The organism is Marinobacter fuscus, assembly GCF_003007675.1.
Taxonomy (GTDB): Bacteria; Pseudomonadota; Gammaproteobacteria; order Pseudomonadales; family Oleiphilaceae; genus Marinobacter; species Marinobacter fuscus.
On record NZ_PXNP01000076.1, the window covers coordinates 200611 to 226133 of the forward strand.

The window sequence follows — 25523 nt, forward strand, 5'->3', positions numbered from 1 at the left end:
TCAGGAGGCCTTGGAATGAAATCTGCACCCATGCTTTCCAGCGCCTTCCTGCATCCGGCCGGGCAGTCCCTGCCCCAGCCGCTGCTGGCGTTGCGCAAAGACCGGGCAAGCGCTCTGGTCGACATGCCGCTGCCTACCCGCAAAACCGAAAACTGGAAGTATTCCAGCAAGTACCTGAAGCTGGCCGACGACATGGCCATTTCACTGCCCGCCGACGGCACAGTCGGCAGCAGCCTGGCCGTGCCGGGCTACAAGGTGGTGTTTCTGAATGGCGTGATGATTCCGGAAGCCAGCGAATACCCGGATCTGGACGGCATCCTGATTCAGAGTTTCAGCGATCTGGACGACGAACAGGGCCAGGCACTGGCAGAGCAGCTTGGCCGCACCCTGAACCACGACCAGGCCCAGTTTGCGCGCCTGAACGGTGCCCGCTTTGAAGATGGCCTGCTGGTTCGTCTCAAGCCCGGTGCAGTGCTGGATCAGCCGCTGTTTGTCATCCACGAAACCACCGCAGACGCCAGCGGCTCAGCTTACCCGCGCATTCTGGTAGAAGCTGGCGCCAACAGCCAGATGACCCTGGTAGAAGAGTACATCTCACAGGGCGAATCGGCGGCGTTCACCAACACCGTCACCGAATTCACACTCGCCGAAGGTGCCAATATCACCAACATCCGCCTGAACATGGAAGGCGAGAATGTACAGCACATTGGTGCCACCGGTGTTGTTCAGCAACGCAGCTCCCGCTTTGAAAGCCATTGCGTCGGCTTCGGCGGCCCCTTGCGCCGTCACGATCTGCAGGTTCGGCTGGAAGGCGAAGGCGCCGAGTGCAAACTCAATGGTGTGGTGGTCACCCAGGGTAAGCAACACTACGACAACCACACCTGCATAGAGCACATTGCCGCGCACTGCAACAGCGAGGAAACCTACCGGAACATCGCTGCCGACCAGTCCCATGCGGTGTTCAACGGGCGCATTCATATTCACCAGGACGCCCAGCAGTCCAACGCGAATATGAACAACAAGAACCTGTTGTTGTCGAACGGTGCCGAGATCGACACCAAGCCCGAACTGGAAATCTATGCAGACGACGTAAAATGTGCCCACGGCGCCACCATTGGCCAGCTGGATGAGACCTCCCTGTTCTATCTGGTCTCCCGGGGCATCGATCGTCGTCAGGCCAACGTATTGCTGACCATGGCGTTCATCAACGAGCTGATGCAACAGATTCCAGTCGAAGCCGTGCGGGAAACCGCACAAACGCGGCTAAACGAATTCTTCGAGCAAACCTTTCAGGAGGCCTGAGGGCATGACTGACCTGTCTGTGGCAAACAAGACCAGTACACCGGTGTTTGACGTGACGGCCATTCGCCGGGATTTCCCGATTCTGGCCCAGCAAGTGAACGGCAAGCCCCTGGTGTATCTGGACAACGGCGCATCGGCCCAGAAGCCGCAAGCCGTAATGGACGCCATGGACCGTTATTACCGGGAAATGCACTCCAACGTGCATCGTGGCGCCCACACCCTGGGCGACCGGGCGACTGCGGCCTTTGAAGGGGCGCGGGAAACCGTTCGCCAGTTTGTGAATGCAGCCAGCACCCGGGAAGTCATCTGGACCCGGGGCACCACCGAAGCCATCAACCTGGTGGCCAATGGCCTGGCCCCGCGCCTGAAGGCCGGTGATGAGATTCTGGTCAGCCACATGGAGCACCACGCCAACATCGTGCCCTGGCAGATGGTGGCCGAGCGCACCGGAGCCAAAGTGGTGCCGATTCAGGTAACACCCGAGGGCGAACTGGATCTGGAGTCGTTCGACCAGCTACTGGGCGAGCGCACCCGCGTGCTGGCGCTGACCCACGTTTCCAACGTGCTGGGTACGGTCAACCCGATAGCCTCACTGATTCAGAAGGCCAAAGCACAAAGCGTTGTCACCTTGATTGATGGCGCTCAGGCGGTGCCCCACTTCCAACCGGATGTGCAGGCTCTGGATTGTGACTTTTACGTATTCTCTTCCCACAAACTGTTCGGCCCCACCGGCATCGGCGTGCTTTATGGCCGGGCCGAGCTGCTGGAAGAGATACCCCCGTACCAGGGCGGCGGCGAAATGATCGAACGGGTATCGTTCGAACGCACCACCTGGAACGTATTGCCGTATAAATTTGAAGCGGGCACCCCGGCCATCGCCGAAGCCGTTGGCCTGGGCGCAGCCATCGAGTACCTGAACCGGCTCGATCGCAACGCCATGGAAGCTGCCGAGAACGCGCTGCTGCAGCGGGCCAATGCTCTGATTGAGACGGTACCCGGCATGGAAATTATCGGCACGGCCCGCAACAAGGTGCCGGTGATGTCGTTCAAGATTGCCGGCCTGCACCCCAGCGATATTGGCACTCTGCTGGATCAGCAGGGCGTTGCCATACGCACCGGCCATCACTGTGCCATGCCGCTGATGGATTTTTACGGCGTACCCGGGACTGCCCGGGCCTCGTTTGCGTTCTACAATACCCTTGAAGAGGTCGAAACACTGTTTACCGGCCTGCAGAAAATACAGCGCCTGTTTGCCTGAGGAGATGGACACATGACAGCCGAAGTCTTCACACCGAACAGCGTCAACGTGACCATGACGCCAACCGCAGTTAAGCACGTTCGCAAGCAACTGGACAAAAAACCGGAAGCCAAAGGCATTCGCCTGGCGATCAAAAAAAGCGGCTGCTCCGGCTTCAAGTATGAAACCCAATGGGTGGAAACCCCGGCCGAAGATGACCGGGTCTTCAACATCGATGGCGTGGATGTTTTCGTCAAAGAAGAACATCTTCCGTTGGTGAATGGCATTGAAATTGATTTTGTCACCGAGGGTGTCAACTCCCTGTTTCGCTTCCGCAACCCCAACGCCACAGCGGAGTGCGGGTGTGGTGAAAGTTTTACGGTGGCTTAAGGTCGCAAAATAGCGTTAGAAAAGGCTCAGAGATTATGCAAGAACGCGAAGTCGTCCTGACAAAGCGCGAAGTGGAAGCCCGTCTGGTGCCCGCCGGAACGGAGATTATGATTCCGGCAGATACCTTCGTGACCATCACCCAGTCTCTGGGGGGCAGCTTTACCGTGGCAGTCAACGGCAACCTCGCGCGTATTGAAGGCCACGACGCCGATGCCCTGGGCAAGCAACCGCTGGAAAGCAACTTCGACACCCCGGAAGACGGCACCATCAATGAGAACCAGGTGTGGGAAGCTCTGGGCAACTGCTACGACCCGGAAATTCCCGTGGATGTAGTCAACCTGGGACTGATCTACGAGTGCAAAATTGAGAATGGCACCGAAGACGGTAATCACGTGTACATCCTGATGACCCTGACCGCCGCTGGCTGCGGCATGGGCCCGGTGATCACCGACGACGTGAAGCGCAAGGTGGAGCATGTGCCCAATGTGGACAAGGTAACCGTTGATCTGACCTTTGATCCGCCCTGGAACAACGATATGCTCACCGACGAAGCCAAACTCGAACTGGGAATGTTATGACCGCCAGCAAGGAACAGTTTCTGAACAACCCTCTCGGCCAGGGCACAAACCTGGAAGAGGTACTCGACGCTTTCGAATTTCTCGACGACTGGGAAGAGCGCTACGCCTACATCATCGACCTGGGCAAGCAACTGCCTGCCTTCCCCGATGACCAGCGCACGGAACAGAATTACGTACACGGCTGTCAGAGCCAGGTCTGGCTGATTCACCACTACGACGACAGCAGCGGCAAGCTGTTCCTGATGATCGACTCGGATGCGATGATTGTGCGCGGTCTGGCGGCGATCATTCTGGTGGCCCTGAACGCCAAGTCACCCCGGGATTTGCTGGCCACCGACATCGACGAACTGTTCGAGCGGCTGGATCTGTTCCGCCACATCTCCCCCACCCGGGGCAACGGCCTGCGCGCCATGGTCGGCAAGATCCGGGATATTGCCGCGGCCGAAGCTGCCGCCTGATCGCTACCAGATAATGGCCAGGTCATCCCGCTGGATATTGACCTGGCCAGCTTCTGTGCTCATTCGCCCGTTGCTGAAATCCGGATGCACGTTATTCAGCACTAATGTAGCCCCGGTATCTGACAGCTCCGGCGTACCCTGCAAACTGTCGAAATAGCGCTGGCTGCGGTACAGACTCAATTCCTGGCCAGGCCTCAACCCTGCCGTGGCGCCCGAAGCCAGAGTCACATGCTCACCCGCCACCCGGGTAATTCGGGTCATAAAGGGCTGACACGCCAGAGCCTTACTCACCGCGCCGGCCATATCGTCCATAACACCGCTTACTGCCCGCCCCCACTCCGTGCCAGAAAAGCCAGCTGAGGCAAACCCGCCGCTACCACTGCCGCTTGGCTGCCAGGGCGCGAGAGTTTCGAAGCGCTGACGCAATACCGGCGAACCGCTGAAACCATCGAATATCATCAACTCAACGGCGAACCGGCGCCGAGTATCCACTCTGTTGAACCGGCGCTTGATACGATCCGCAATGGAACTGCCCCATGCGCCAGGATCCGCAAGACTTATGTCCCGAATGACACCGGATACCACAAACTGTGCGCCCAACTCCCGCGCCAGCTGTACGACATTGGTTAAGTGGTTGCTGGCAGGGTTGGCCTGCGCTGTCGGAGCATCCGGTAAGTTCGAGAACAGCTGCAAAGAGGTGGCTCCCAGAACCTCCATGGAATACCGCGCCTGGAGGCGGGCCACCAGTGCCCGAGGGAGTTCCTGCGCAGCATCATTAAGGCCCGGACTGCCAGCCTGTACCGGGCGAAGAACCGGAAAAGCTGTCACCGCAACACGCTTGCGTAAACCGCTGGCCTCAGCAGCCTTGCACATGCTTTCATCACTGGCATCAGCCCCCGCCATGTCTGCCCGGACGATAACCCGCAACAGATTCCCGCGACGGTACTCGTCCACAATGGTGGCATTTCGTACCTTGGCCTGGGCAGACAGCTCAGTGTACGACTGGGTAAGCTCACCATTTTCTATAGTATCGGTGGTGCTTACCCTGGCTTCATACTGGAGCGCCAGGTCACGCATCGCCGCCTGACGAGCTTCAGCCCGGGCCTGCGCGAGGTTGCCCTCGCGAATATTGGCGTGGCCCACTCCCTCCAACACGGCCGCCTGCAGTACACCGGTACAGAGCCCTAGAAGACACAGGAAAAACACACGTATCGTCATCGAATCGTCACCTTTTAGGCAGCTCAGTCCAGGTAATAAAGAGAATCTGTGCGCCCGGCCTCCACATCCCCTGCCCGGTCACTACGGCGCGGCATGGGAATAGCACAAACATCGCGCACCTGATCATCAGCCACCTGAGCAACGCAGTTCCGAAAACGTGGCTCCAGACGCAACTCCATCACCGTCTCCACCACACCATCGCTGTGCTCATTTACGGCGACCATCCGAGCGCCTCGGATGTAGCTGTCTACATAGGTGCGAAAGCTGTCGTTATTGAGCACAAAGTCGTTCACGGTGGAGCTGCCAAAAATCACCGTGCCATATACGCGCTCAGCAAGATTTCGGTAGGCGTCCAGCCTGGACACGCGCCTGGCCATCAAGCGTTTGCGCGGATTAACCCGATCCTGCCCGACATTTTCATAGGTACCAAAACCGCTCACCCGGACGGTAATAGGCTCGAACCGACGGTTTGCACTATCCGAGCGGTCAGTTTCCTGGCTTCCGCCCCAGATAGAAGAGCACCCCACCAGGTTGAGAGGCAATAGCACACACAACAGAACCCAGCGCAAGGTCATTATCCTGTCTCCAAACCACAATTTTCAGAATCCATGAAAAAATCACACCAGATTCATTAAATCATTGAAAAACATAGCTATCGTTCTAAAACACTATAGGGCTAACCGCCGGAGCGGCAAAAAGCCGCCACCCAGCCACCGGCGTTTCACAAGATATTACTCATCGGCTGGCACACCAAAAGAAGCGTTCGGCTTTGAAGTCGACGGCATCGAAGAAGATACCCAATGAACCGCAGGCCTGGGCCTGAATATTGTTGGCGTGCGGGTTGATCTGGGTGCGCTATTCAGCAGCGCCGATACCGGAGCGGCACTGGAGCTGGGCACCTCGTTCTGACTGGTGCTTTGTGCCCGGTTCGGGTAATCCGGGCCGGGCTTTTTACGTTTTGCGCTGCTATTTGCCTCAGGCGCCCGCCAGCCGGATAATCTGCCGACAATCCTCCGGTCGACAAAGGTCCGCGTTAAACATGCAAATCTATCTGGTGGGCGGCGCTGTCCGCGACAAACTGCTTGGTCTTGAGGTAAAGGATCGGGACTGGGTGGTGGTCGGCACCACCCCCGAGACCATGATCAGCAAGGGCTACAAGCAGGTCGGTGCCGATTTCCCGGTGTTTTTACACCCGCAGACCGGCGAGGAATACGCACTCGCGCGCACGGAGCGTAAACAGGGGCGCGGATACCATGGATTTACCGTCTACAGCGCCCCCGACGTTACCCTGGAAGACGACCTGAAACGCCGGGACCTCACTATCAACGCCATGGCCGAAGCTGAAAGCGGCGAACTCATCGACCCGTTCAATGGTCTGGCCGATCTGGAACAGAAGAAGCTGCGCCATGTGTCCGAGGCATTTGAAGAAGATCCGCTGCGGATCCTGCGCACAGCTCGTTTTGCAGCGCGCCTGCAGCCCATGGGATTCAGAATTTGCAGCGAAACCCTGAGCCTGATGCGCACCATGGTCGCTGGCGGTGAGCTTGACGCACTGGCACCGGAACGGGTCTGGCAGGAAATCCAGCGCGCACTGCATGAGCGGGCGCCCGGCGTGTTCTTTGATGTGCTGAAGCAAGTAGGTGCGCTGGCAGCCCTGATGCCCGAGCTGGCCGCGGAGCCCGCCATGCAGCAAGGCCTGCAGGCCCTGCAGTGCATGCACCGAACCCAAGGCAGCACGGCGCAACGCTATGCAGCACTGCTATCCGGCATTGATGGTGCGCTCGCATTGAAGCGCGCGAATATCATGAAAAGCCCGAACGACTGTCGGGAACTGGTTCGATTGTGCTGCCGGTTTATGGCCGAGCTCCGCGATATGGAATCGGCGCGGAACCTGGCGCCAGAGTTACTGGCCAGCCTGATGGATGAAGCTGATCTGTGGCGAAGGCCAGAGCGTTTCGACAGCCTGCTCGCTACTCTGAACTGCACACTGGGTAACCACGGCCCCGCTCTGATAAACCATCTGGAATCTGCCGCCCGCCAGGCCCGGAGCGTAACACCGCAAATATTCCTGCAGCAGGGCATACAGGGCAAAGCCCTGGGCGAGGCAATCCGGAACGAGCGACTGGCTCGTATCAAGGCAACACTGCATTCATCCGTTTAAGGAAATCGCCACCATGGACTACCCCGTTGCCCTGATTACCGGCGCAGCCCACAGGCTGGGCGCGCGTGCCGCTGAAACCTTGCACCGCCGTGGCTGGAACCTGGTTATTCACTATCGCAACCGGGAGGCCGAGGCCCGGGCGCTGGTTGCCCGGTTAAACCAGCGCCGCCCGGAATCTGCTATCTGCCTGGCGGCGGATCTGGCCGATCCGGCACAACTGCAGAAACTTGCAAAGCAGGCCGGTGAGCACTGGCAGCGGCTGGACGCACTGGTAAACAACGCCTCTGTGTTCTATCCCAACCCGACGGAAGAAGCCACCGAACAGGACTGGGATAGGATAATGGGCGCCAACCTGAAAGCGCCTTTCTTTTTGCTTCAACACTGCCTTCCGGCGCTGAAAGCCGCCCGCGGCAGCGTGGTGAACCTGATCGATATCTACAGCGAAAAACCCCTGGGTGACCACCCGCTGTACTGCGCCAGCAAGGCGGGCCTGGCCGCACTGACCCGCTCCTGGGCCAAAGATCTGGCGCCTGAGGTGCGGGTGAACGGGGTTTCTCCCGGTGCCATTCTCTGGCCCGATGGCGAGGCCGCCGTCGATGAAACCTATCAGCAGGCGATACTGGCCAAAACACCCCTGGCCCGTACCGGCAACCCAGACGACATTGCCAGTGCCATTGCCTATCTGATTTGCGACGCGCCGTTTGTCACCGGGCAAGTCCTGGCAGTTGACGGTGGCCGCAGCCTGAACATGTAGCCGCCTTAAACTTTGGTTGTTTTGGCGCCTTGGGGCTTTACCGCTACAATGCCCGCCATTGCAAAAAGCAGAGTGCCGGGTAATCAGGCACCCAATACGGAGAAGCCCCATGCGTGATGTAGTAATTGTAGCCGCGAAACGTACCGCCATTGGCAGCTTTGGCGGCGGTCTGTCCAGCCTGCGAGCAGACCAGCTGGGCTCAGCGGTAATCAAGGCCGTTCTGGAAGAAACCGGAGTCGCCGGCGAGCAGATTAACGAGGTTATTCTTGGCCAGGTGCTCACCGCAGGTTGCGGTCAGAATCCGGCGCGCCAGGCCACCATCAATGCGGGTCTTCCCGCATCTGTACCGGCAATCACCATCAACAAGGTATGCGGCTCCGGCCTGAAGGCTGTGCACATGGCGGTGCAAGCCATCCAGTGTGGCGACGCCGAGATGATTCTGGCCGGTGGCCAGGAAAGCATGAGCCAGTCGCCGCACGTGGTTCCCAACAGCCGCAACGGCCAGCGCATGGGCAACTGGAACATGATCGACACCATGATCACAGACGGTCTGTGGGATGCTTTCAACGATTACCACATGGGCATTACCGCCGAGAACATCGTTGAGAAGTACGGCATCAGCCGGGACGAGCAAGACGCCTTCGCGGCTGCCTCCCAGCAGAAAGCCGTGGCCGCTCAGCAAGCAGGCCGTTTTGATGGCCAGATCGTGCCGGTGAGCATTCCCCAGCGCAAAGGCGATCCGATTGTGGTCGACAAGGACGAGTGCCCCCGCGACGGTGTCACCGCTGAGAGCCTGGGCAAGCTGCGCCCGGCGTTCAAGAAGGACGGCACGGTGACCGCTGGCAACGCGTCCTCCCTAAACGATGGCGCAGCGGTGGTGATGGTATGCAGTGCCGACAAGGCAAAAGAGCTGGGCCTGACCCCGCTGGCCACCATCAAGGCCCACGCCAACGCCGGGGTAGACCCGACCATCATGGGCACCGGCCCGATCCCCGCCAGCCAGCGCTGCCTGGAGCGTGCAGGCTGGACCGTGAACGATCTGGACCTGATTGAAGCCAATGAAGCCTTTGCCGCCCAGGCGATTTCCGTCAACCGGGACCTGGGCTGGGACACCAGCAAGGTAAACGTGAATGGTGGCGCCATCGCCCTGGGCCACCCCATCGGCGCTTCCGGCTGCCGTATTCTGGTCAGCCTGCTGCACGAAATGGTTCGCCAGGATGCGAAGAAAGGTCTGGCGACCCTGTGCATCGGCGGCGGCATGGGCGTGGCCCTGGCTGTGGAACGTTAATGCTGCACGTGGTTCTGTACGAGCCGGAGATACCGCCGAACACCGGCAATATCATCCGGCTGTGCGCCAACACCGGCTGTCAGCTACATTTGATTGAGCCTCTGGGGTTCACCCTGGAAGACAAACAGATGCGGCGGGCCGGGCTGGATTACAGCGAATACGCCACGGTGAAAATCCACCCGGATTACGCCAGTTTCCTGGCCAGTGAGCAGCCCGAACGCCTGTTCGGCCTGACCACCAAAGGTTCTGAGCCCTACCATGAAACCCGGTTTCAGGATGGCGATTATCTGATGTTCGGCCCGGAAACCCGGGGCTTGCCGGAAACCGTACGCAACAGTCTGGCCGACGGCCACCGCCTGCGGGTGCCCATGCGCCCGGAAAGCCGCAGCCTGAATCTGTCCAATACCGTGGCACTGGTGGTTTACGAGGCCTGGCGGCAAACCGGCTTTAACGGCGCCGTCTGAGCCCGTGTCTGGCCCAGGGGAATCACCAGAGGGTACCCCTCGGGCAACTCGACAACCCGGGCCTGAAATCCGTAAACCGCGTCTAACACCTCGGGCGTGAGTACCTCCCGGGCTGCCCCCTCGAGCACGCAGCGCCCTGCCCGCATCATCACCAGTCGATCCGCATACTGGGCGGCCAGGTTCAGATCATGCACCACCGCCAGCACCGCGACACCCTGCTCCCGGGCCAGCCTGTGCACCCGCTGCAGCACCAGTTGCTGGTGGGCCGGGTCTAACGCCGAAGTGCATTCATCCAGCAACAACAGTCGGTCGCCCTCAGTATCGAAAATCTGGGCCAGAACACGGGCCAGTTGCAGCCGCTGTTGCTCGCCGCCCGACAACCCTGGCACCAGCCGGTGTCGAAGATGGCTGATTTCAAGATCAGACAGCAGGTGTTCAACCAGTTCATCGGCACGGCCCGGGGACTTGGCAGAGAGCCCCAGCCGAACCACCTCTTCAGCGGTTAGCGGAAAGTTAATATCAACCCGCTGAGGCATAACGCCCCGGTGGCGGGAAAGTGCCTGCGGGCACCAGTCGGCCAACGCCTGCCCAGACACAAAAATCTCACCCCGGGCGGGGGCATCGCCGCTCACAGCCTTCAGCAGGGTCGATTTCCCCGCCCCGTTGGGCCCCAGCAGCATCACCAGTTCACCGGCGGCCACGCTCAGGCCGACACCATGCACAATTGGCGTCGAGCCAAGGCTCACATGCACATTCCTGATATCCAGTACCATCACATCACCCGGGTTCTTAGCAAAAGCGCCAGAAAGAAGGGCCCGCCAATCAACGCCATCATCAGCCCAATGGGCAGCTCGGCCGGTGCAACCACCACACGGGCCAGCGAATCTGCCGCCACCAGCAAAGTGCCGCCCAGCAAGGCACTGAACGGCAATACGACTCGATGGCTGGCCCCCAACACCTGGCGCACCAGATGGGGCACCACCAGCCCGACAAAACCAATCAGCCCGCTGACCGCAACGGCCGCTCCCACGCCAAGTCCTACCACCACAATAGCCACTTTTTTAACAGTATCGGTACGGTAGCCAAGATGGCCGACTACCGACTCGCCCAGCAAAAAAGCATCCAGCGGGCGCGCCAGCCAGGGCGCAAGCACCAGTGCCAGCACCATAAAGGGTGCGCCCAGCACCAGATCATCCCAACCGGCATGGCCAAGGCTGCCCATAGTCCAGAAGGTAAGAGATCGCAACTCTTCGTCGCTGGCGTAGAACGTCAGCAGCCCGGTACCGGCGCCCGCCACAGCGTTAATGGCAATGCCTGCCAGCAACAACGTCGCTACCGCAGTCTGGCCGGAGCGGTTAGCGATCCGCCAGGCCAGCAGTACCGTCAGGCTTCCGCCAGTAAATGCGGCAATGGGCAGGGCCCAGTCGCCGGTCAGCGCCAGCCAGCCACCCAGCCAGGTGTTACCCAGCACGATAACGGCAATCGCGGCCAGCGAGGCACCGGCCGACACCCCGATCAGGCCGGGGTCGGCCAACGGGTTACGAAACAATCCCTGCAAAACCGCACCACAGACCGCCAATACCGCGCCCACCAGAAACCCCAGTAGAAACCTGGGCATTCGCACTTCCAGTAGCACCATAGAGGCCACCGGGTCGGCGGCTTCCTTGCCGGCTATTACCCGCAGAATGTCGGCGACGGACAAAGGGTAAGCACCACTGGAGACCGAAACCAGCGCCACTGCAAGGGCAGCACTACCCAGTATCAGCAGCGCAGGCGTCGAGTCCAGACGGCCGGAAGGTGTCATCATCGGGTAGCAACGTTCGGGTTGGCAGGCAACGCTTTGCTCACAGCAGCCATGGCGTCCACCAACCGGGGGCCAAAGCCGAGCAACAACATACTATCGGTCTTCAGCCTGTGCCCGAGCTTCCAGGCATCCAGCAACTTTAACTCTGGCCAGTTGTCGATATTAAACTGCCCGGGTACCGATTCGGCGATCACAATGGCATCGGGCCGGGAAGCCAGAATTGCTTCGCGACTGGCAGGCTTGTAGCCTTCCAGATCGGTGAAAGCGATGTCTGCATTCACTTCATTCAACAACGCCTCGGCCGCCGTGTTCTTGCCAGCCAGCATTACCGTGTGGTTGCCCGCAGCCAGTACGAACAGCACTTTTGGCCTATAACCACGGGCTTCTGCTGCCGCATGCAGGTTGTTAATACGGGCCTGAAGGTCTGCAACCAGTGCAGTCGCCTCCGAACCCCGGCCCAGCAACTCACCAACACTTTCCACCCGCTTCAGGGAGGCTTCTGAACTCCAGGCAGACGGCAGAATTTCTACCTGAACTCCCGCCTTTCGTAAGCGATCGAGATTCTTTGCCGGTGCCGCTTGCTCAGAGGTAATCAGCAGGTCTGGCCTCAGTGCCAGTACACCCTCAAAAGGCAGTGCACGCAGATAGCCGATTTTCGGTAATGCTGCCGTTTGTTCCGGGTAGCCGCTGGTGGTATCAACGCCCACCAGCATAGACTCGAGGCCCAACCGGTAGACAATTTCGGTGATTGCGCCATCGGCGGTAACCAGACGGGTATCCGCTGCAGCAGACACCCCCGGCAATACCATCGCCACAGCCAACACGATGCTGGCCAGTTGCGATCTCATGACAGCGCCTCCAGGGAGCGGGCCTGCTCGCGCCAGTGCTCAGACTCCGGAATGCCCGGTTTACGGTCACCGAACACGGTAAGAAGCAGTTCGCCTCCGGCATTGAACGCTTCAACAGACGTGATCATGCCATCGGTCGACGGCCTGCGAACCAGCCACCAGCGGGTGATAGACTCGGTATTCACATGCAGGTTGAACTTGCTATCAAGCACATTCATCCAGGGGCCGCTGCGACGCAGGTTCTCTACCTGCCCCGTCCAAATCTGAACAATGCCCGGATTACCCACAAAGATCATGGCCCGGCACTGATTATCCCGCAGCAGTTCCAGCAGGCGATCACACACGTCATCTTTTGGCCGGCTCAGCTCGGTTGCCCATTCGCCCCGCAGCAGCTCCAGGGCGGTCAGCCGGTCGGCACCGGTCTTTTTCAGCAGTGCGCCAAAGTGATGCACATCCTTGAGCTTGCTCCAGCCATCCCGCAGGGCTTCAACATCAATGCTGTCCGCATCTGCACGCTCCGTCGCCGGGCGGCTGCCATTGGGAATGAACGGTTCCAGTTCATCGGCCGCAAAATTCTCAACCAGCGTATCCCAGGCGGCTCCGTCAGTTTCGTCCACACGGTAAATCTTATGCACCGCGGCACCGTACTTATCAAAAAACTGCAGGCTTTCCCGCAGCCCGGACCGAACCTGCTCTTTCACCCGATAGCCCCAGGCCCAGGCCTTGAAGAACACACGGATATCAATCTCACCCACCGCCAGCCCCATAGCGCCGGAACCGCCTGCGGTGAAATCCTTGAAGGTGCCGGTCACCTCATGCACCACCTGCTCGTTGCGGGTCAGAATCATCACGGGCCCCACCGCTTCCAGCGCCTTCAGGATGCCGGGAAAATCTTTCTTCAGCGGAATCAGGGCCTCACCGGTACGTACTCGCATCAGCTCCATTTCGCTGACACCCAGCTTTTCAGCCATTTGCCGAACCCGCAGGTTGGGCTCTTGCTCCAGCAATACCTGCAAACGTACTGCCAATGCCTGCTGGGGCTCATCAATCGTGTTCTCGATCGTGCCTTGCATACTCTTCTCCTCGTTATTATTGGGTAGACACCGGCAGCCAACGCACGGTTGGGTTACCGCTTACACCCGCCTCGTTGTAGTAGCCAACAACCTGCAGCGCCCAGACGGCCGACTCTGCATTTTCAACATCGGCTTTAATCAGATAAGTCCGGTAGTTCGGCCAGAGCTTGTGCATTCCGGTCAGGTTATAGGCCTGCCAGGTGTGGTCTGAGAACACACCGCCGGTGCTGTCGGTCAGGTACAGCTGGCTGATTCCCGGGTCGGCCGCCAATGCGTCCGCTTCCGCCCAGGACATAGGATCGGATGCGCCACCCTTACCAGTGCCACTTACGCCGCTGTTGGACTTCAGATACCAGTCGCGGCCAGAGAATCCGACTTTGACGTCCCAGGAAGCGCTGGCGTTGCAGTCCACGGTAGTGGCTGTGTCAAAGTCGTAGCAGGCATCACCCCCCTGGTAGCCCGCAGGTGGCGTAAAAGAAACAGGTGTTGAAGAGAACGCGGCAGCGCCATCGGCCTGGACATAAAATTCGAAAGTGAAACTCTCGATACCCTGGCCGCCACGGGTAGGGAAATTGAATTCCTTCACTTTCATCCGTGCGTAACTGTTGCCTTCGGCGGAGCGAACCAGGTAAGCCACGTCTGGCTTGGCCTCAATCACGCCGCTGCTCATGTTGTACTCGGACCAATCCGACGCCACACCAAAAGCGCTCGAGAAGGCATCCTGCTGCCAGCTCTCCGGCTCAGAGAAAGTACCGCGAAGATGCTCCTCTTCCGAGTTGACCGTGGCATTGGTAAACACACTGGGGTTCGGCTCGCCACTGGCGTCATAGAAATCGTCCTGAGCCACCGCCAGTACACCGCCAACCTTGCCTGCGCCGGAGGCACCGCTATTCAGCTTGAAGGCCAGCCGGTTAGCGGCAATGTGCCAGGTGTCACTTTCACTAACGATCTGCCCGGATTCCAGGTTCAGGTACACGGTACTGTCCGCGGCTGGCAGCAGAACGCTGGAAATATCATCGCCGGTCGCCTGATCGTCCTGGCCGATCTTGTTATCGCTTCCGCCACAGGCCGTCAGGGCAATGGCTGCAGCCAGTGTGGCCGGTACTTTAAGTCTGGAAAAATGCATTTCTTACTCCGTTGAAACCAGGGAAGGTTGTTGTCAGTTGCGGGCTCAATTCCCAAAAGCCAGTGACACGCCGGCGTAGATAAAGCGGCCCGCCACCGGCCGGAAATCATCAGCATCGGAAAAATCCCGCTGTTCATCGGTGGCATTATCGGCACCGGCAAATAGACGCAGCTGGTCGTTCAGCTGGTAATTAAGTTTCAGATCAATAGCGGTAAATGCGGGAGACTCAGAGCCACTTGCCGCGTCGACAAACTCCTTGCTCTGGTAGCGGACGCGTGCCGTCCAGGACAGCCCCGGCAGCACCAGCGGGCCATCCACCCCAAAAGACGCCTGATGCGCCGGGCGCCGGTTAAGATCGTTGCCGGTCTGGCGGTTTTCGGTTCGGGTCAGGGTGTATCCGGCGGTGAGCCGCCAATGCTCATCCGGCTCCCAGCCTGCGGTTGCCTCAAGGCCAAAGGTGCGGGCTTCAGCAATGTTTTCGTAACGGAATACCATAACCCCGTCATTGCGTTCGCTCGTCGCTTCCGGATCTTCAGCGGTCTGAATCAGTTGTTCGATATCGTTCAGGTAAGCATTCGCTTCCAGCCAGACGTTACGATTCCAGGACACTCCGGCGCCAAGCTGATAACTCACCGACTCTTCAGGTTTGAGGTCAGTAAAGCCTTTCACCACGTAGCCCAGCTGGCTGTGGTCAAAGGTAAAGTGGCGTTCTTTCAGGTTGGGCACCCGATAGCCTGCGCCCACACCACCCCGCACGAACGCGGTCAGCTCTGGAGTTTGCACCAGGTCGTACCGGGCATTTACCTTGGGTGCCGTGTGGCCACCGAAGTCAGAATCGTGCTGCACACGTACCCCGGTCACCAGCTCAAATGACGACAATGGCATCCAGGTGTCCTGCAGCCAGAGCTCGCGGCTATCCCGGTCACGCTCATTGGCACCACCCAGTTCTGAAACACCGTCAACCGACTGCTCCAGTGTTTCACGCTGCAGATCCACTCCCCCCATCAGGTGATGACTGGCGCCAACGGATCGGCCGAGATGTCCTGACACCCGGGATAGCGTCGATTCTGCCTGGCGGTCGTCAAAGCTCCCCTGGGCTGAGTATTTAAGGGTATTGTCCTCCAGCACCTCGTGCACCGCCGACCATCCGGCTTGCAACCCGGCACCGAGACCATGATCACCAGACACGCCAACGCGCGTACGGTAGACATCTTCGTCCTTACCCTGACGTATAACGAACGGCGGTTTACGGGCAACGAACCTTGAGCCTGACTCTTCTTCAAACCGGGCAACACTGGCCGTCAGCCTGTGATCTTCAGACGGATTCCAGTCCAGCCTGGCGGTCAGGTCGGTTCGGTCATATTCATCGCCAGGGCGCGCCCAGGTCTCCGGCTCCGGGTCTACTCCATCGGAATGCTGTTGTGATGCAGACAAACGCAGAGCGAACTGCTCCGCGCCACCCTGAACACTTGCCCGGGCACTGTAGCGGGCGGGCTCCAGCGACTCGCCAGAGGGGTTCTGATCCCCATAACTCCCAGCATCGGTGGAAAAGCTGCCAGACAGACCGGTTTTCGGTGCCCGGGTAATGATATTAACGACACCACCAATACCCGAACTGCCGTATTGGGCCGACACCGCGCCCTTGACCACTTCGATACGCTCAATGTCAAGAACCGCAAGCTGACTGACATCAACTGAAGAGCCAGTGGTGGCAGTCATAGGCATGCCATCGATCAGAATCAGTACCCGGTCTGCCTCCACGCCCTGAAGCCAGACCTCATAACCGGGCTTGCCGTGGATTTCCCGTAACTGCAGCCCCGGCACATTAATCAGCGCCTCCTTCAGGTTTCGGGCATGGCTTTTTTCCAGTTCGCGGGCGGTCACCACCTCTGTCCGAACCGGCGTGTCGAGCAACTGGCGCTCCATTCGGGTGCCGGTAACCACCAGCTCGTCCAGATAGCCTGCTTCGCCGGCAAAGCCAGATTGCGGATGTGCCAGCAGCAGACAGCAGGCAACTGATGAGAGTATAAATCTGAGGCGAAACATATGTGATAACCATTCGCAAACTTTAACGCGAACGATTGTCGTTTAGTTAAAAGGGAAATTCAACTGTTTTTGAGAAGAATCAAGCGGGCATAAAAAAACCGGCCTAAGCCGGTTTCTTGTATTCAGTGATCAAGCTACAAAGCGGCAGATTAATGGGCCTGCTCTTCCTTCGCCTGACCTTCAGCTTCTTCTTGCTTGCGCTGGAGGGCCTGAGCGTAGATAGCGTCGAAGTTCACCGGCGCCAGCATCAGAGCGGGGAAGCTGCCCTTGTTGACAGTGGCATCAATCGCTTCACGGGCATAGGGGAACAAGATCGTTGGGCAGTAAGCACCCAGCATCTGGCCCAGTTGTGCGCCCTCAATGCCGGAGATCATGAAAACACCGCCCTGCTGGATCTCAACAATATAGGCAACCTTCTCGCCCACTTTGGCAGTGATGGTCAGCGACAGAACAACTTCGTACTGGTTATCGCTCACCTTGTTGTGCGAAGTGTTCAGATCCAGGTTAACCTGGGGCTTCCACTGCTCCTGAAAGACCAGCGGCGAGTTTGGCGACTCGAACGACAGATCCTTTACGTAGATACGCTGAAGCGCGAACTGGGGTTGGTTCTCGTTTTCGTTGCCTGCGGCTTGCTGATTCTCAGCCATGATCAGTCCTTTCGTTTCCGTAGTAATGGGCAAGGCCCGTTGTTATAGGGTTCTCTGCCGGAACAGTTTACTGTCAGCTTCCGGACGGTAATGTGAAACAGTGCGCCAGATCGCCGGTCAGATCAAGACCCGCTATTTTTTCACCAGCGGCAGGTTGCTGCCTTTCCAGTCTGCAATGCCACCGTTCAGCCGCACCACATTAGCAAAGCCTTCGGCATTCAGCTGCTTGACGGCCATGGCTGAATGCTGGCCCATCTTGTCGACCACAACGATCTGTTTTTCCTTGTGCTTGGAAAGCTCATTGACGCGGCTTTTCAGGCTGTTCAGCGGAATATTCACCGAGCCGGTAATTCGCCCTTCATTAAATTCTTTGCGATCACGGATATCCAGCACAAAGGCTTCGTCTTTGTTAATCAGCGTGATGGCACCCTGCGCGGAGATCTTGGCACCGCCACGCCGGGACTCCAGCACAACAATGGCCAGCAGGAACGCCGCAAACAGAGACACAAGAATGTAGTGGTTGATGACGAATTCAAACAAGCGATCCATGAAACTACCCTGAAAATTGGTTTGGCCGGATTATACACACCCCTGCCAGCTCAAAGAAGGCGCAGCCTGGCCCTGCCCCACTGCCATAGATCAAAGGTATCGTGGTAATGAAATACCCCGCGCCGCCGTTCGTGGCCTGAGTAAATGAAAACGGTTACAATCCACCCCACTTTTACCTTGTTCTTTTTTCAACCAAGCGGACAACACGATGACCGAGACGCGCAAACCCACTGCACTGATTATTCTCGATGGCTGGGGCCACCGTGACCCGGCAGATGACAATGCCATCTCCAATGCGAACACGCCTTTCTGGGACAAACTCTGGCAGAATCAGCCCCGAACCCTGGTGAACACCTCCGGCATGTTCGTGGGGCTGCCACAGGGACAGATGGGCAACTCGGAAGTCGGACATATGAATCTGGGTGCCGGCCGGGTGGTCTACCAGAACCTGACCCGCATCGACAAAGATCTCGAAACCGGCCGCTTCCAGAGCAACAACGCTCTGTGTGCCGCGATTGATAAAGCCGTCGCCAACGGCAAAGCCGTCCACCTGATGGGGCTGCTCTCACCCGGTGGCGTTCACAGCCATGAAGATCACATTCTCGCCGCTGCGGATCTGGCAGCAGCCCGCGGTGCCCGGGAAGTTTACATCCACGCCTTCCTCGACGGCCGGGACATGCCGCCCCGCAGTGCCCGCCCGTCTCTCGAAAAAGCCGCTGCCAAGATGAAAAGCCTGGGCGTGGGCAGGGTGGCCACTATTGTTGGCCGCTATTTTGCGATGGATCGGGACAACCGCTGGGATCGGGTGGAGGCCGCCTATAATGCCATGACGCTGGGTGAAACCGAGTTCACCAGTGAAGACCCGGTATCGGCTCTGGAACAGGCCTACGAGCGCGGTGAAAACGATGAATTCGTTAAACCGACGCACATTCGGGCCGATGGCCAGCCTGCTGGCACGATCAACGACGGAGATGCGGTACTGTTCATGAACTTCCGTGCCGACCGTGCCCGGGAAATGACCCGCACCTTCGTAGATACGGGCTTTGATGGCTTTACCCGCCGCAAACACCCGGAACTGGCAGACTTTGTCATGCTGACCGAGTACGCCGCCGACATCAAAACCTCCTGTGCCTACCCCCCGGAGAAGCTGAGCAACGGGCTGGGCGAACTGATGGCAAATACCGGCAGAACCCAGCTGCGCATTGCCGAAACTGAAAAGTACGCCCACGTGACCTTCTTCTTCAATGGCGGGCTGGAAGCCCCGTTCGATGGTGAAGATCGCATTCTGGTGCCCTCGCCAAAGGTGGCCACCTACGATCTGCAGCCGGAAATGAGTGCGCCGGAAGTCACTGACAAGCTGGTGGAAGCCATCAAAAGCGGCAAGTACGACCTGATCGTCTGCAACTACGCAAACGGTGACATGGTCGGCCACACCGGAAAACTCGAAGCTGCCATCAAGGCGGCCGAATGCCTGGATCAGTGCGTACAGCGAGTGGTGGAAGCGCTGGACGAGGTAGGCGGAGAAGCCCTGATTACCGCAGATCACGGCAACTGCGAGCAGATGACCGACCCCAATTCCGGGCAGGTGCACACCTCACACACAATCGGCCCGGTACCGCTGGTGTACACCGGTCACCGGAAGGTAAGCCTGAAAGACGATGGCAGCCTGTGCGACATCGCCCCAACACTGCTGGCACTGATGGATGCCGAAAAGCCCGACGAAATGACCGGGCACAGCCTGGTTGATTTCCACTGAACAGCGGGCATCCGGTATCTTGAGACGACTGATAGCGGTGGCACTGGCCCTTACTCTGGGGGCTTCGCCCCTGCCTGCCCGGCAGGATGTGTCTCCTGAGCAGATCAAGGCTCTCAAACAGCAGATTGCTGGCATCGACCGGTGGCTGACAGATGCGGAGAAAGACCGTTCGTCCCTCGAACAGGAGCTTACCGCAACCGAGCGAAAAATCAGCGCGCTGACCCGGGATCGGGAAGCCTTGCGCAAGCAGGCGCAGGATCTTCAGGCCCGGCTGAGCGGTCTGAGGGAAAAAGAACGGGAACTGACTGCCACCCTGGAAAAACAGCGCATCAGCCTGAAAAACCAGGTTCGCGCTGCCTGGATGGAAGGCGATGCGCCTGCCCTGAAAGTCTTGCTGAATGAAATCAAACCCGGCGAAATTGCCCGTACGCTTACCTACTACGAATATCTGAGCAAAAACACCGTTGCCCGGCTGGAGGCCTTCCAGAGTAACCTGCAGGCTCTGAAAACCGCCCGGCAAGATGCACAGGCAACCAGCACCCGGCTTGCGAAAACCGAAGCTGACCTGGAACAGCGGCGGCAGGAACTGGCCAGCAGCCGCCAGCAACGGCAACAGACACTGGCGGCACTGAAAGCTGATATACGCAGCCGCCGCAGCGAACGGGAGACTCTGGAGGCAGACCGAAAACGGCTTGAGCAACTGCTGGAAGAAGTTCAGCAGGCCATCGCCAACATTCCTGCCCCGAACGAATCCAACCCGTTCAAATCACTGCGGGACAAGCTGCCCTGGCCTGCGCGCGGCAAAGTTGTCAGCAACTACGGCGCAACCTATGCCGACGGCAAACTCAGGCGCAGCGGTATACTCCTTAACACCGCCGAGGGTGCCGAAATAAAATCCGTACACTACGGTCGGGTAGTGTTTGCCAACTGGTTGCGCGGGTTCGGGCTGATGACCATCATTGATCACGGCGACGGCTATATGTCGCTATATGGCCACAGCAGCAGCCTGTTCACCGAACCCGGCGACTGGGTTTCTCCCGGCGACACCATTGCACTGGCGGGGCGTACCGGCGGCACCGAAGATCCGGCGCTGTATTTCGAAGTACGCAGAAACGGTAAACCGGTGAACCCGCGAAGCTGGCTGGGCAAGTTATAACAGGGCTGACAAACGCATTCCCGGCAGCCATACTGTCGCAATCAGGAAGCTGTCCAACTACTGGAAACAAAACAGGATAATTGAATGAAACGGGCCGGAAGCACACCAAACACCCCTCTATGGCGTTCCATCATTCTTGCCACCTGCTGTTTCACCGCTTCCGGGCTGGCACTGGCCCAACCAATGCCAGACGCTTCTCAGGACAGCACGCGGGTAGAAATCAAACTGCCGGACCCTGAAGAACAGTTGCCCCTGGATGATCTGCGCAAATTCACCGAGGTGTTCAGCCGCATCAAGGATGCCTACGTGGAAGAGGTTTCCGATACCCAACTTCTTGAGAGTGCCATCAAGGGCATGCTCTCGGACCTGGATCCTCACTCCACCTACCTGGCGCCTAAAGACTACGAAGAACTGGAAGAAAGCACCTCAGGCGAATTTGGCGGCCTGGGCATCGAAGTCGGCATGGAAAACGGCTTTGTTAAAGTAATTTCGCCCATCGACGATACCCCGGCCCAGAAAGCAGGGGTACAGGCGGGCGATCTGATCATCAAGCTCAACGAGAAGCCGGTCAAAGGCATGGCATTAGAGGAAGCCGTCAATCTCATGCGCGGCAAGCCGGGCACCGTGCTGACTCTGACCATCATGCGCGAAGGCGAAAGCGCTCCCGTGGAGATCGACGTTACCCGGGATGTCATCAAGGTTACCAGCGTCAAATCCCGGATCATCGAGAATGGCTACGGGTACGTCCGCATCACCCAGTTCCAGGCAGAAACCGGTCGCCAGTTCCGCAAAGCACTGACAGACCTGGAAGCTGAACACGGCAGCACCCTCGACGGACTGGTCATCGATTTACGCAACAACCCGGGCGGCGTTCTGCAGGCGGCAGTCGAAACCGCAGACGCCCTGCTGGACGAAGGGCTGATTGTCTACACCGAAGGCAGAATTCAGAGTTCCCGCCTGCGCTTCAGCGCACGGGCCGGCGACCTGATGACCAGCACCCCAATCGTCGTACTGATCAACGGTGGCTCGGCGTCTGCCTCGGAGATTGTTGCTGGCGCCCTGCAGGATCACGGTCGCGCCGTCGTCATGGGCACCCAATCCTTCGGTAAAGGCAGCGTACAGACGGTGATCCCTCTGGATGAGACCCACGCCATCAAGATGACCACCGCCCGCTATTTCACTCCGGATGGACGCTCCATTCAGGCCACCGGCATCAAGCCGGACATCGAAGTTCGCCCGGCTGAACTGAAGGAGTTGGCCAGCCAGCCTTTCTTCACCGAAGCGGATCTATCCGGCCATCTGGAGGGCGAGAACGAGCAGGAGGCCCGGGAGCAGCGAGAAAAAGCCGCTAACGCCGAAGCGTCGGCGGCAGACAGAGACTATCAGTTGCGCTCTGCTCTCAACCTGCTCAAAGGCATGAGCATCTTCAACAGCAAAAACAGCAGCAAAGCGCAGGGTTCTGACCAGTGATTTTCAGGTTTACCCTCGCCTTGCTGGCGGCCCTGGCGTGCGGCTCTGCGCTCGCCAAAACGCCCGGGGAGCCACAACAGCCCACCATCGCCATCATTATCGACGATATGGGCCACAATCTTTACGAGGGCGAACGCCTGGCAAAAATTGACCAGCCGCTCACCCTTGCGTTTCTCCCCTTCCGCAAGCACACCGTGCAACTGGCAAAACTGGCCCACAGCAAGGCTAAGGAGATCATGCTGCACGCACCCATGGCCAACACCCGTAACTTCGGCCTTGGCCCGGGCGGCCTGACCGCCAACATGGATGAACAGGCCATTACCCGCACCCTTCGCCGCTCCCTGCAATCCATTCCCCACGTAACCGGCGTGAACAACCACATGGGCAGCCTGCTCACCCAGCAGCTCCAGCCCATGGACTGGGTAATGCAGGAGCTGGATCGCTATCCGCTCTATTTTGTCGACAGCCGCACCATCGCCTCATCCATTGCCGGCAGTGTCGCTGCGGCCTATGGCATTCCCAGCCTGACCCGGGATGTGTTTCTGGATCACGAGCAAACCGAGGAGTTTGTCGACCGGCAGTTCCGGCTATTGATTGAAACCGCCAAACGCAACGGCACAGCCATTGGTATCGGCCATCCCCATGCGGTAACGGTGGATTATCTGGAGAAGCATCTGCCCTTGCTGGATGAACAGGGTATTGCCGTTGCAACCGTCAGCGGCATCTGGGCGATGCGCAATGGTAATCGAGAGATGTTTGCAGAAGGCGACAAGCAGGCCATCCGGCCTGCTTACGCTCGCCACGATTAATCGCGCACTTCAATGCCCTGGGCTTTCATAAAGGCCTTGGCTTCGGGGATGGTGTGCTGGCCAAAGTGGAAAATCGAAGCGGCCAGCACCGCGTCGGCACCTCCGATGGTGACACCGTCCGCCAGGTGCTGAAGCTCGCCAACGCCACCCGAGGCAATGACCGGCACACTCACCGCATCACTGATGGCCCGGGTGAGCCCCAGATCAAAACCAATCTTGGTGCCGTCCCGGTCCATACTGGTCAGCAGTAATTCTCCGGCACCCATCTCGACCATCTTTTGTGCCCACTCTACCGCATCCAGGCCGGTGGGTTTGCGGCCGCCGTGGGTAAAGATTTCCCAGCGGGGCTCTTCACCCTCGGCGCTGACCTGCTTGGCATCAATGGCCACCACAATACACTGGCTACCGAAGCGTTCTGCCGCCTCTTTCACAAACTCGGGGTTGAACACCGCGGCGGTGTTGATAGACACCTTATCGGCACCGGCATTCAGCAGTTTGCGAATATCCTCTACGGTGCGCACACCACCGCCGACGGTCAGCGGGATAAACACTTCTGCCGCCATACGCTCTACGGTTTCGTAGGTGGTATCACGGCTTTCATGGCTGGCGGTGATGTCCAGAAAGGTAATTTCATCCGCACCCTGTTCGTTATAACGGCGGGCAACTTCCACCGGGTCTCCCGCATCGCGGATATCGACGAAGTTAACGCCTTTCACCACCCGGCCTTTGTCTACGTCGAGGCAGGGAATAATGCGCTTGGCCAGTGCCATGGTTCTCTCCTTGATCAGTTTTTCAGGCTGTCGCAGTAGGCCTGGGCTTCGGCGACATCGAGGGTGCCTTCGTAGATGGCGCGGCCGGTGATGGCACCGATCACGCCTTTGTCGGCCACAGTCGCCAGGCGCTTGAGGTCGTCCATGTTGGTAACGCCGCCGGAGGCAATCACCGGAATTCCGCCTTCTTCCGCCAGTTTGGCGGTGGCTTCCACGTTCACGCCCTGCATCATGCCGTCGCGGGCGATGTCGGTGTAGACGATGGATTCCACGCCATCGTTGGCGAACCGCTTGGCCAGATCAACCGCCATGACTTCAGAGACTTCGGCCCAGCCGTCGGTGGCTACGCGACCGTCTTTGGCGTCCAGGCCGACAATGATGTGGCCGGGGAATTCCTTGCACATCTGGGTAACAAATTCCGGCTCTTTCACGGCTTTGGTGCCGATAATGACCCACTGTACGCCCGCTCGCAGATAAGCTTCGATAGTTTCTGCAGAGCGGATGCCGCCCCCGATCTGGATCGGCAGATTGGGGTATTTGACGGCGATGGCTTTGACGATTTCGCCGTTGACCGGTTCTCCGGCGAAGGCGCCGTTCAGGTCGACCAGGTGCAGTCGGCGGGCGCCAGCGTTCACCCACTTGGTGGCCATGTCGACGGGGTCGTCACCGAATACGGTGGAGTCGTCCATGCGGCCCTGGCGCAGTCTTACGCACTTGCCGTCTTTCAGATCGATTGCGGGGATGATCAGCATATTTGTTCCTTCGGAATTGGTTCGCTGGGAGTTTGGCGCCCGCCCACTGCTACGGGGTAAGCCTTCCGGGACACGCGGTGAATACATCCATGTACGCTTGACTGCAGCATCCATGCTGCAGACAGTCCCGGAAGGCTTACCCCGCATCAGCGGGCTACATTTCACTTGCCCGCTCGAAACATCGGGCCAGAGTGCGGGTAACCGCCTCAGCTCTTTCCAGTCCAGTTGGTAAAGTTTTCCAGCAGTTGCAAACCAGCCCTGGCACTTTTTTCCGGGTGAAATTGCACTGCGAAGATGTTGTCTTTTCCCACCGCGGCCGCCAGGTCTACACCGTAACGGGTACGACCAGCCATGTCGGCATTGCCTTGGGCTTCGGCGTAGAAACTGTGTACGAAGTAGAAGCGGTCGCCATCAGGAATCTTCTGCCACAGCGGGTGGTCTTGCGAATGCCACACCTGGTTCCAGCCCATGTGCGGAACCTTCAGGCGTTCATCGCTCTCCCGGAGGTTGTCACCGAAATAACGGACTTCGGATGGAAACAGGCCAATACCCTCTACCCCGCCGTTTTCTTCGCTGCGGGCCATCAGCGCCTGCATACCCACGCAGATGCCGAGGAACGGGCGATCCCGGGAGACTTCACGAACCAGATCCACCACACCCAGGCGGTGCATTTCGGCCATGCAGTCGCGGATGGCGCCAACGCCGGGCAGAATTACCCGGTCGGCTTCGCGGATTTTGGCGGCATCGCCGGTAACCAGTACGGTACTGTCCGGAGCCACGTGTTCCACGGCCTTGCGTGCAGAATGCAGGTTACCCATGCCGTAGTCGATGATGGCGACGGTCTTCATGGTTTGTGAGTTTCCTTTG

26 protein-coding genes and 1 pseudogene are annotated in these 25523 nt (G+C 58.9%); 14 read left to right on the plus strand and 13 right to left on the minus strand.

The window, feature by feature from the left end; genetic code table 11:
* Positions 1–15: 15 nt before the first annotated feature.
* The 5 genes from sufD to C7H09_RS10515 are packed head-to-tail and all read left to right on the plus strand — an operon-like array spanning position 16 to position 3965.
* Complete coding sequence (gene sufD, locus C7H09_RS10495) at positions 16–1302, plus strand: Fe-S cluster assembly protein SufD (RefSeq protein ID WP_106762468.1); 1287 nt, start codon at positions 16–18, stop codon at positions 1300–1302.
* A 4-nt stretch (positions 1303–1306) separates the two neighbouring features.
* Entirely contained in the window at positions 1307–2560 is a 1254-nt protein-coding gene (locus C7H09_RS10500; protein ID WP_106762469.1) for an aminotransferase class V-fold PLP-dependent enzyme, read from the plus strand.
* A gap of 12 nt (positions 2561–2572) precedes the next feature.
* Positions 2573–2929, plus strand: coding sequence for a HesB/IscA family protein (locus C7H09_RS10505; RefSeq protein ID WP_106762470.1), 357 nt, complete (start codon positions 2573–2575; stop codon positions 2927–2929).
* Between the two features lie 35 nt (positions 2930–2964).
* The gene (gene sufT, locus C7H09_RS10510; RefSeq protein ID WP_106762471.1) at positions 2965–3507 is read left to right on the plus strand and encodes a putative Fe-S cluster assembly protein SufT; all 543 of its coding nucleotides are present in this window, start codon (positions 2965–2967) and stop codon (positions 3505–3507) included.
* Positions 3504–3965 carry a SufE family protein gene (locus tag C7H09_RS10515; protein ID WP_106762472.1) on the plus strand — a complete coding sequence of 154 codons (462 nt, stop codon included), beginning with the start codon at positions 3504–3506 and terminating at the stop codon, positions 3963–3965. Before sufT ends, C7H09_RS10515 begins: the two co-directional genes overlap by 4 nt.
* A gap of 3 nt (positions 3966–3968) precedes the next feature.
* Here C7H09_RS10515 and C7H09_RS10520 read toward each other — a convergent pair whose 3' ends face one another.
* Positions 3969–5183 (minus strand): flagellar assembly protein T N-terminal domain-containing protein, encoded by a 1215-nt coding sequence (locus C7H09_RS10520; protein ID WP_106762473.1) that lies wholly within the window; start codon positions 5181–5183, stop codon positions 3969–3971.
* 23 nt (positions 5184–5206) lie between these two features.
* The gene (locus C7H09_RS10525) at positions 5207–5758 is read right to left on the minus strand and encodes an LPP20 family lipoprotein (RefSeq protein WP_106762474.1); all 552 of its coding nucleotides are present in this window, start codon (positions 5756–5758) and stop codon (positions 5207–5209) included.
* Between the two features lie 202 nt (positions 5759–5960).
* On the opposite strand from C7H09_RS10525, the pseudogene C7H09_RS20230 reads away from it, so the two are divergent.
* The 5 genes and pseudogenes from C7H09_RS20230 to trmL all read left to right on the plus strand — a co-directional run.
* Positions 5961–6092 (plus strand): annotated as a pseudogene (locus C7H09_RS20230) (conjugal transfer protein TraF); the annotation flags it as partial.
* A 130-nt stretch (positions 6093–6222) separates the two neighbouring features.
* The gene (locus C7H09_RS10535) at positions 6223–7344 is read left to right on the plus strand and encodes a tRNA nucleotidyltransferase/poly(A) polymerase-related protein (protein WP_106762475.1); all 1122 of its coding nucleotides are present in this window, start codon (positions 6223–6225) and stop codon (positions 7342–7344) included.
* A 13-nt stretch (positions 7345–7357) separates the two neighbouring features.
* Positions 7358–8098, plus strand: a complete 741-nt coding sequence (locus C7H09_RS10540; RefSeq protein ID WP_106762476.1) for a pteridine reductase — start codon at positions 7358–7360, stop codon at positions 8096–8098.
* A 109-nt stretch (positions 8099–8207) separates the two neighbouring features.
* The gene (locus tag C7H09_RS10545; RefSeq protein ID WP_106762477.1) at positions 8208–9386 is read left to right on the plus strand and encodes an acetyl-CoA C-acetyltransferase; all 1179 of its coding nucleotides are present in this window, start codon (positions 8208–8210) and stop codon (positions 9384–9386) included.
* A complete protein-coding gene (gene trmL / locus C7H09_RS10550; RefSeq protein ID WP_106762478.1) occupies positions 9386–9850 on the plus strand; it encodes a tRNA (uridine(34)/cytosine(34)/5-carboxymethylaminomethyluridine(34)-2'-O)-methyltransferase TrmL in 465 nt (154 codons plus the stop codon). The genes C7H09_RS10545 and trmL overlap by 1 nt, the downstream gene beginning before the upstream one ends.
* On the opposite strand, the gene C7H09_RS10555 is transcribed toward trmL, so the two are convergent.
* The 8 genes from C7H09_RS10555 to C7H09_RS10590 form a co-directional block, all read right to left on the minus strand.
* Positions 9808–10623 carry a heme ABC transporter ATP-binding protein gene (locus C7H09_RS10555; RefSeq protein WP_106762479.1) on the minus strand — a complete coding sequence of 272 codons (816 nt, stop codon included), beginning with the start codon at positions 10621–10623 and terminating at the stop codon, positions 9808–9810. The two genes, trmL and C7H09_RS10555, sit on opposite strands and share 43 nt — an antisense overlap.
* Entirely contained in the window at positions 10623–11657 is a 1035-nt protein-coding gene (locus C7H09_RS10560) for a FecCD family ABC transporter permease (RefSeq protein ID WP_106762480.1), read from the minus strand. The genes C7H09_RS10555 and C7H09_RS10560 overlap by 1 nt, the downstream gene beginning before the upstream one ends.
* Positions 11654–12502, minus strand: a complete 849-nt coding sequence (locus C7H09_RS10565) for a heme/hemin ABC transporter substrate-binding protein (RefSeq protein WP_240616555.1) — start codon at positions 12500–12502, stop codon at positions 11654–11656. Before C7H09_RS10565 ends, C7H09_RS10560 begins: the two co-directional genes overlap by 4 nt.
* Positions 12499–13575: a hemin-degrading factor gene (locus C7H09_RS10570; RefSeq protein ID WP_106762481.1), complete on the minus strand. Its 1077-nt coding sequence runs from the start codon at positions 13573–13575 to the stop codon at positions 12499–12501. Before C7H09_RS10570 ends, C7H09_RS10565 begins: the two co-directional genes overlap by 4 nt.
* Before the next feature lie 16 nt (positions 13576–13591).
* Entirely contained in the window at positions 13592–14701 is a 1110-nt protein-coding gene (locus C7H09_RS10575) for an HmuY family protein (RefSeq protein ID WP_106762482.1), read from the minus strand.
* 45 nt (positions 14702–14746) lie between these two features.
* Positions 14747–16747: a TonB-dependent receptor plug domain-containing protein gene (locus C7H09_RS10580; RefSeq protein WP_106762483.1), complete on the minus strand. Its 2001-nt coding sequence runs from the start codon at positions 16745–16747 to the stop codon at positions 14747–14749.
* Positions 16748–16896: 149 nt separating this feature from the next.
* Positions 16897–17394, minus strand: a complete 498-nt coding sequence (gene secB / locus C7H09_RS10585) for a protein-export chaperone SecB (protein ID WP_106762484.1) — start codon at positions 17392–17394, stop codon at positions 16897–16899.
* A 132-nt stretch (positions 17395–17526) separates the two neighbouring features.
* On the minus strand, positions 17527–17943 hold the full coding sequence (locus tag C7H09_RS10590; RefSeq protein ID WP_106762485.1) for a rhodanese-like domain-containing protein: 417 nt from the start codon (positions 17941–17943) through the stop codon (positions 17527–17529).
* A 208-nt stretch (positions 17944–18151) separates the two neighbouring features.
* Between C7H09_RS10590 and gpmI the strand changes: the two genes are divergently transcribed.
* The 4 genes from gpmI to C7H09_RS10610 all read left to right on the plus strand — a co-directional run bounded on the left by gpmI (position 18152) and on the right by C7H09_RS10610 (position 23134).
* A complete protein-coding gene (gpmI, locus tag C7H09_RS10595; protein WP_106762486.1) occupies positions 18152–19699 on the plus strand; it encodes a 2,3-bisphosphoglycerate-independent phosphoglycerate mutase in 1548 nt (515 codons plus the stop codon).
* 16 nt (positions 19700–19715) lie between these two features.
* Complete coding sequence (locus tag C7H09_RS10600; protein ID WP_240616562.1) at positions 19716–20855, plus strand: murein hydrolase activator EnvC family protein; 1140 nt, start codon at positions 19716–19718, stop codon at positions 20853–20855.
* Positions 20856–20939: 84 nt separating this feature from the next.
* Positions 20940–22325 carry a S41 family peptidase gene (locus tag C7H09_RS10605; protein ID WP_106762487.1) on the plus strand — a complete coding sequence of 462 codons (1386 nt, stop codon included), beginning with the start codon at positions 20940–20942 and terminating at the stop codon, positions 22323–22325.
* Complete coding sequence (locus C7H09_RS10610; protein ID WP_206074309.1) at positions 22322–23134, plus strand: divergent polysaccharide deacetylase family protein; 813 nt, start codon at positions 22322–22324, stop codon at positions 23132–23134. The genes C7H09_RS10605 and C7H09_RS10610 overlap by 4 nt, the downstream gene beginning before the upstream one ends.
* On the opposite strand, the gene hisF is transcribed toward C7H09_RS10610, so the two are convergent.
* The 3 genes from hisF to hisH all read right to left on the minus strand — a co-directional run bounded on the left by hisF (position 23131) and on the right by hisH (position 25504).
* The gene (hisF, locus tag C7H09_RS10615) at positions 23131–23904 is read right to left on the minus strand and encodes an imidazole glycerol phosphate synthase subunit HisF (RefSeq protein WP_106762488.1); all 774 of its coding nucleotides are present in this window, start codon (positions 23902–23904) and stop codon (positions 23131–23133) included. The genes C7H09_RS10610 and hisF overlap by 4 nt on opposite strands.
* Before the next feature lie 14 nt (positions 23905–23918).
* Complete coding sequence (hisA, locus tag C7H09_RS10620) at positions 23919–24656, minus strand: 1-(5-phosphoribosyl)-5-[(5-phosphoribosylamino)methylideneamino]imidazole-4-carboxamide isomerase (protein WP_106762489.1); 738 nt, start codon at positions 24654–24656, stop codon at positions 23919–23921.
* 206 nt (positions 24657–24862) lie between these two features.
* Entirely contained in the window at positions 24863–25504 is a 642-nt protein-coding gene (gene hisH, locus C7H09_RS10625; RefSeq protein WP_106762490.1) for an imidazole glycerol phosphate synthase subunit HisH, read from the minus strand.
* Positions 25505–25523 lie beyond the last annotated feature (19 nt).

Excerpts from the sequence above, each read along its gene's own strand:
- gpmI (WP_106762486.1), top strand. The coding sequence starts at position 18,152 with ATGACCGAGACGCGCAAACCCACTGCACTGATTATTCTCGATGGCTGG.
- hisH (WP_106762490.1), bottom strand. The coding sequence starts at position 25,504 with ATGAAGACCGTCGCCATCATCGACTACGGCATGGGTAACCTGCATTCT.
- sufD (WP_106762468.1), top strand. The coding sequence starts at position 16 with ATGAAATCTGCACCCATGCTTTCCAGCGCCTTCCTGCATCCGGCCGGG.
- C7H09_RS10505 (WP_106762470.1), top strand. The coding sequence starts at position 2,573 with ATGACAGCCGAAGTCTTCACACCGAACAGCGTCAACGTGACCATGACG.
- trmL (WP_106762478.1), top strand. The coding sequence starts at position 9,386 with ATGCTGCACGTGGTTCTGTACGAGCCGGAGATACCGCCGAACACCGGC.
- C7H09_RS10535 (WP_106762475.1), top strand. The coding sequence starts at position 6,223 with ATGCAAATCTATCTGGTGGGCGGCGCTGTCCGCGACAAACTGCTTGGT.
- secB (WP_106762484.1), bottom strand. The coding sequence starts at position 17,394 with ATGGCTGAGAATCAGCAAGCCGCAGGCAACGAAAACGAGAACCAACCC.
- C7H09_RS10590 (WP_106762485.1), bottom strand. The coding sequence starts at position 17,943 with ATGGATCGCTTGTTTGAATTCGTCATCAACCACTACATTCTTGTGTCT.
- C7H09_RS10555 (WP_106762479.1), bottom strand. The coding sequence starts at position 10,623 with ATGGTACTGGATATCAGGAATGTGCATGTGAGCCTTGGCTCGACGCCA.
- C7H09_RS10580 (WP_106762483.1), bottom strand. The coding sequence starts at position 16,747 with ATGTTTCGCCTCAGATTTATACTCTCATCAGTTGCCTGCTGTCTGCTG.
- hisF (WP_106762488.1), bottom strand. The coding sequence starts at position 23,904 with ATGGCACTGGCCAAGCGCATTATTCCCTGCCTCGACGTAGACAAAGGC.
- sufT (WP_106762471.1), top strand. The coding sequence starts at position 2,965 with ATGCAAGAACGCGAAGTCGTCCTGACAAAGCGCGAAGTGGAAGCCCGT.
- C7H09_RS10540 (WP_106762476.1), top strand. The coding sequence starts at position 7,358 with ATGGACTACCCCGTTGCCCTGATTACCGGCGCAGCCCACAGGCTGGGC.
- C7H09_RS10545 (WP_106762477.1), top strand. The coding sequence starts at position 8,208 with ATGCGTGATGTAGTAATTGTAGCCGCGAAACGTACCGCCATTGGCAGC.
- C7H09_RS10560 (WP_106762480.1), bottom strand. The coding sequence starts at position 11,657 with ATGATGACACCTTCCGGCCGTCTGGACTCGACGCCTGCGCTGCTGATA.
- C7H09_RS10570 (WP_106762481.1), bottom strand. The coding sequence starts at position 13,575 with ATGCAAGGCACGATCGAGAACACGATTGATGAGCCCCAGCAGGCATTG.
- C7H09_RS10575 (WP_106762482.1), bottom strand. The coding sequence starts at position 14,701 with ATGCATTTTTCCAGACTTAAAGTACCGGCCACACTGGCTGCAGCCATT.
- C7H09_RS10525 (WP_106762474.1), bottom strand. The coding sequence starts at position 5,758 with ATGACCTTGCGCTGGGTTCTGTTGTGTGTGCTATTGCCTCTCAACCTG.
- hisA (WP_106762489.1), bottom strand. The coding sequence starts at position 24,656 with ATGCTGATCATCCCCGCAATCGATCTGAAAGACGGCAAGTGCGTAAGA.
- C7H09_RS10605 (WP_106762487.1), top strand. The coding sequence starts at position 20,940 with ATGAAACGGGCCGGAAGCACACCAAACACCCCTCTATGGCGTTCCATC.
- C7H09_RS10500 (WP_106762469.1), top strand. The coding sequence starts at position 1,307 with ATGACTGACCTGTCTGTGGCAAACAAGACCAGTACACCGGTGTTTGAC.
- C7H09_RS10565 (WP_240616555.1), bottom strand. The coding sequence starts at position 12,502 with ATGAGATCGCAACTGGCCAGCATCGTGTTGGCTGTGGCGATGGTATTG.
- C7H09_RS10520 (WP_106762473.1), bottom strand. The coding sequence starts at position 5,183 with ATGACGATACGTGTGTTTTTCCTGTGTCTTCTAGGGCTCTGTACCGGT.
- C7H09_RS10515 (WP_106762472.1), top strand. The coding sequence starts at position 3,504 with ATGACCGCCAGCAAGGAACAGTTTCTGAACAACCCTCTCGGCCAGGGC.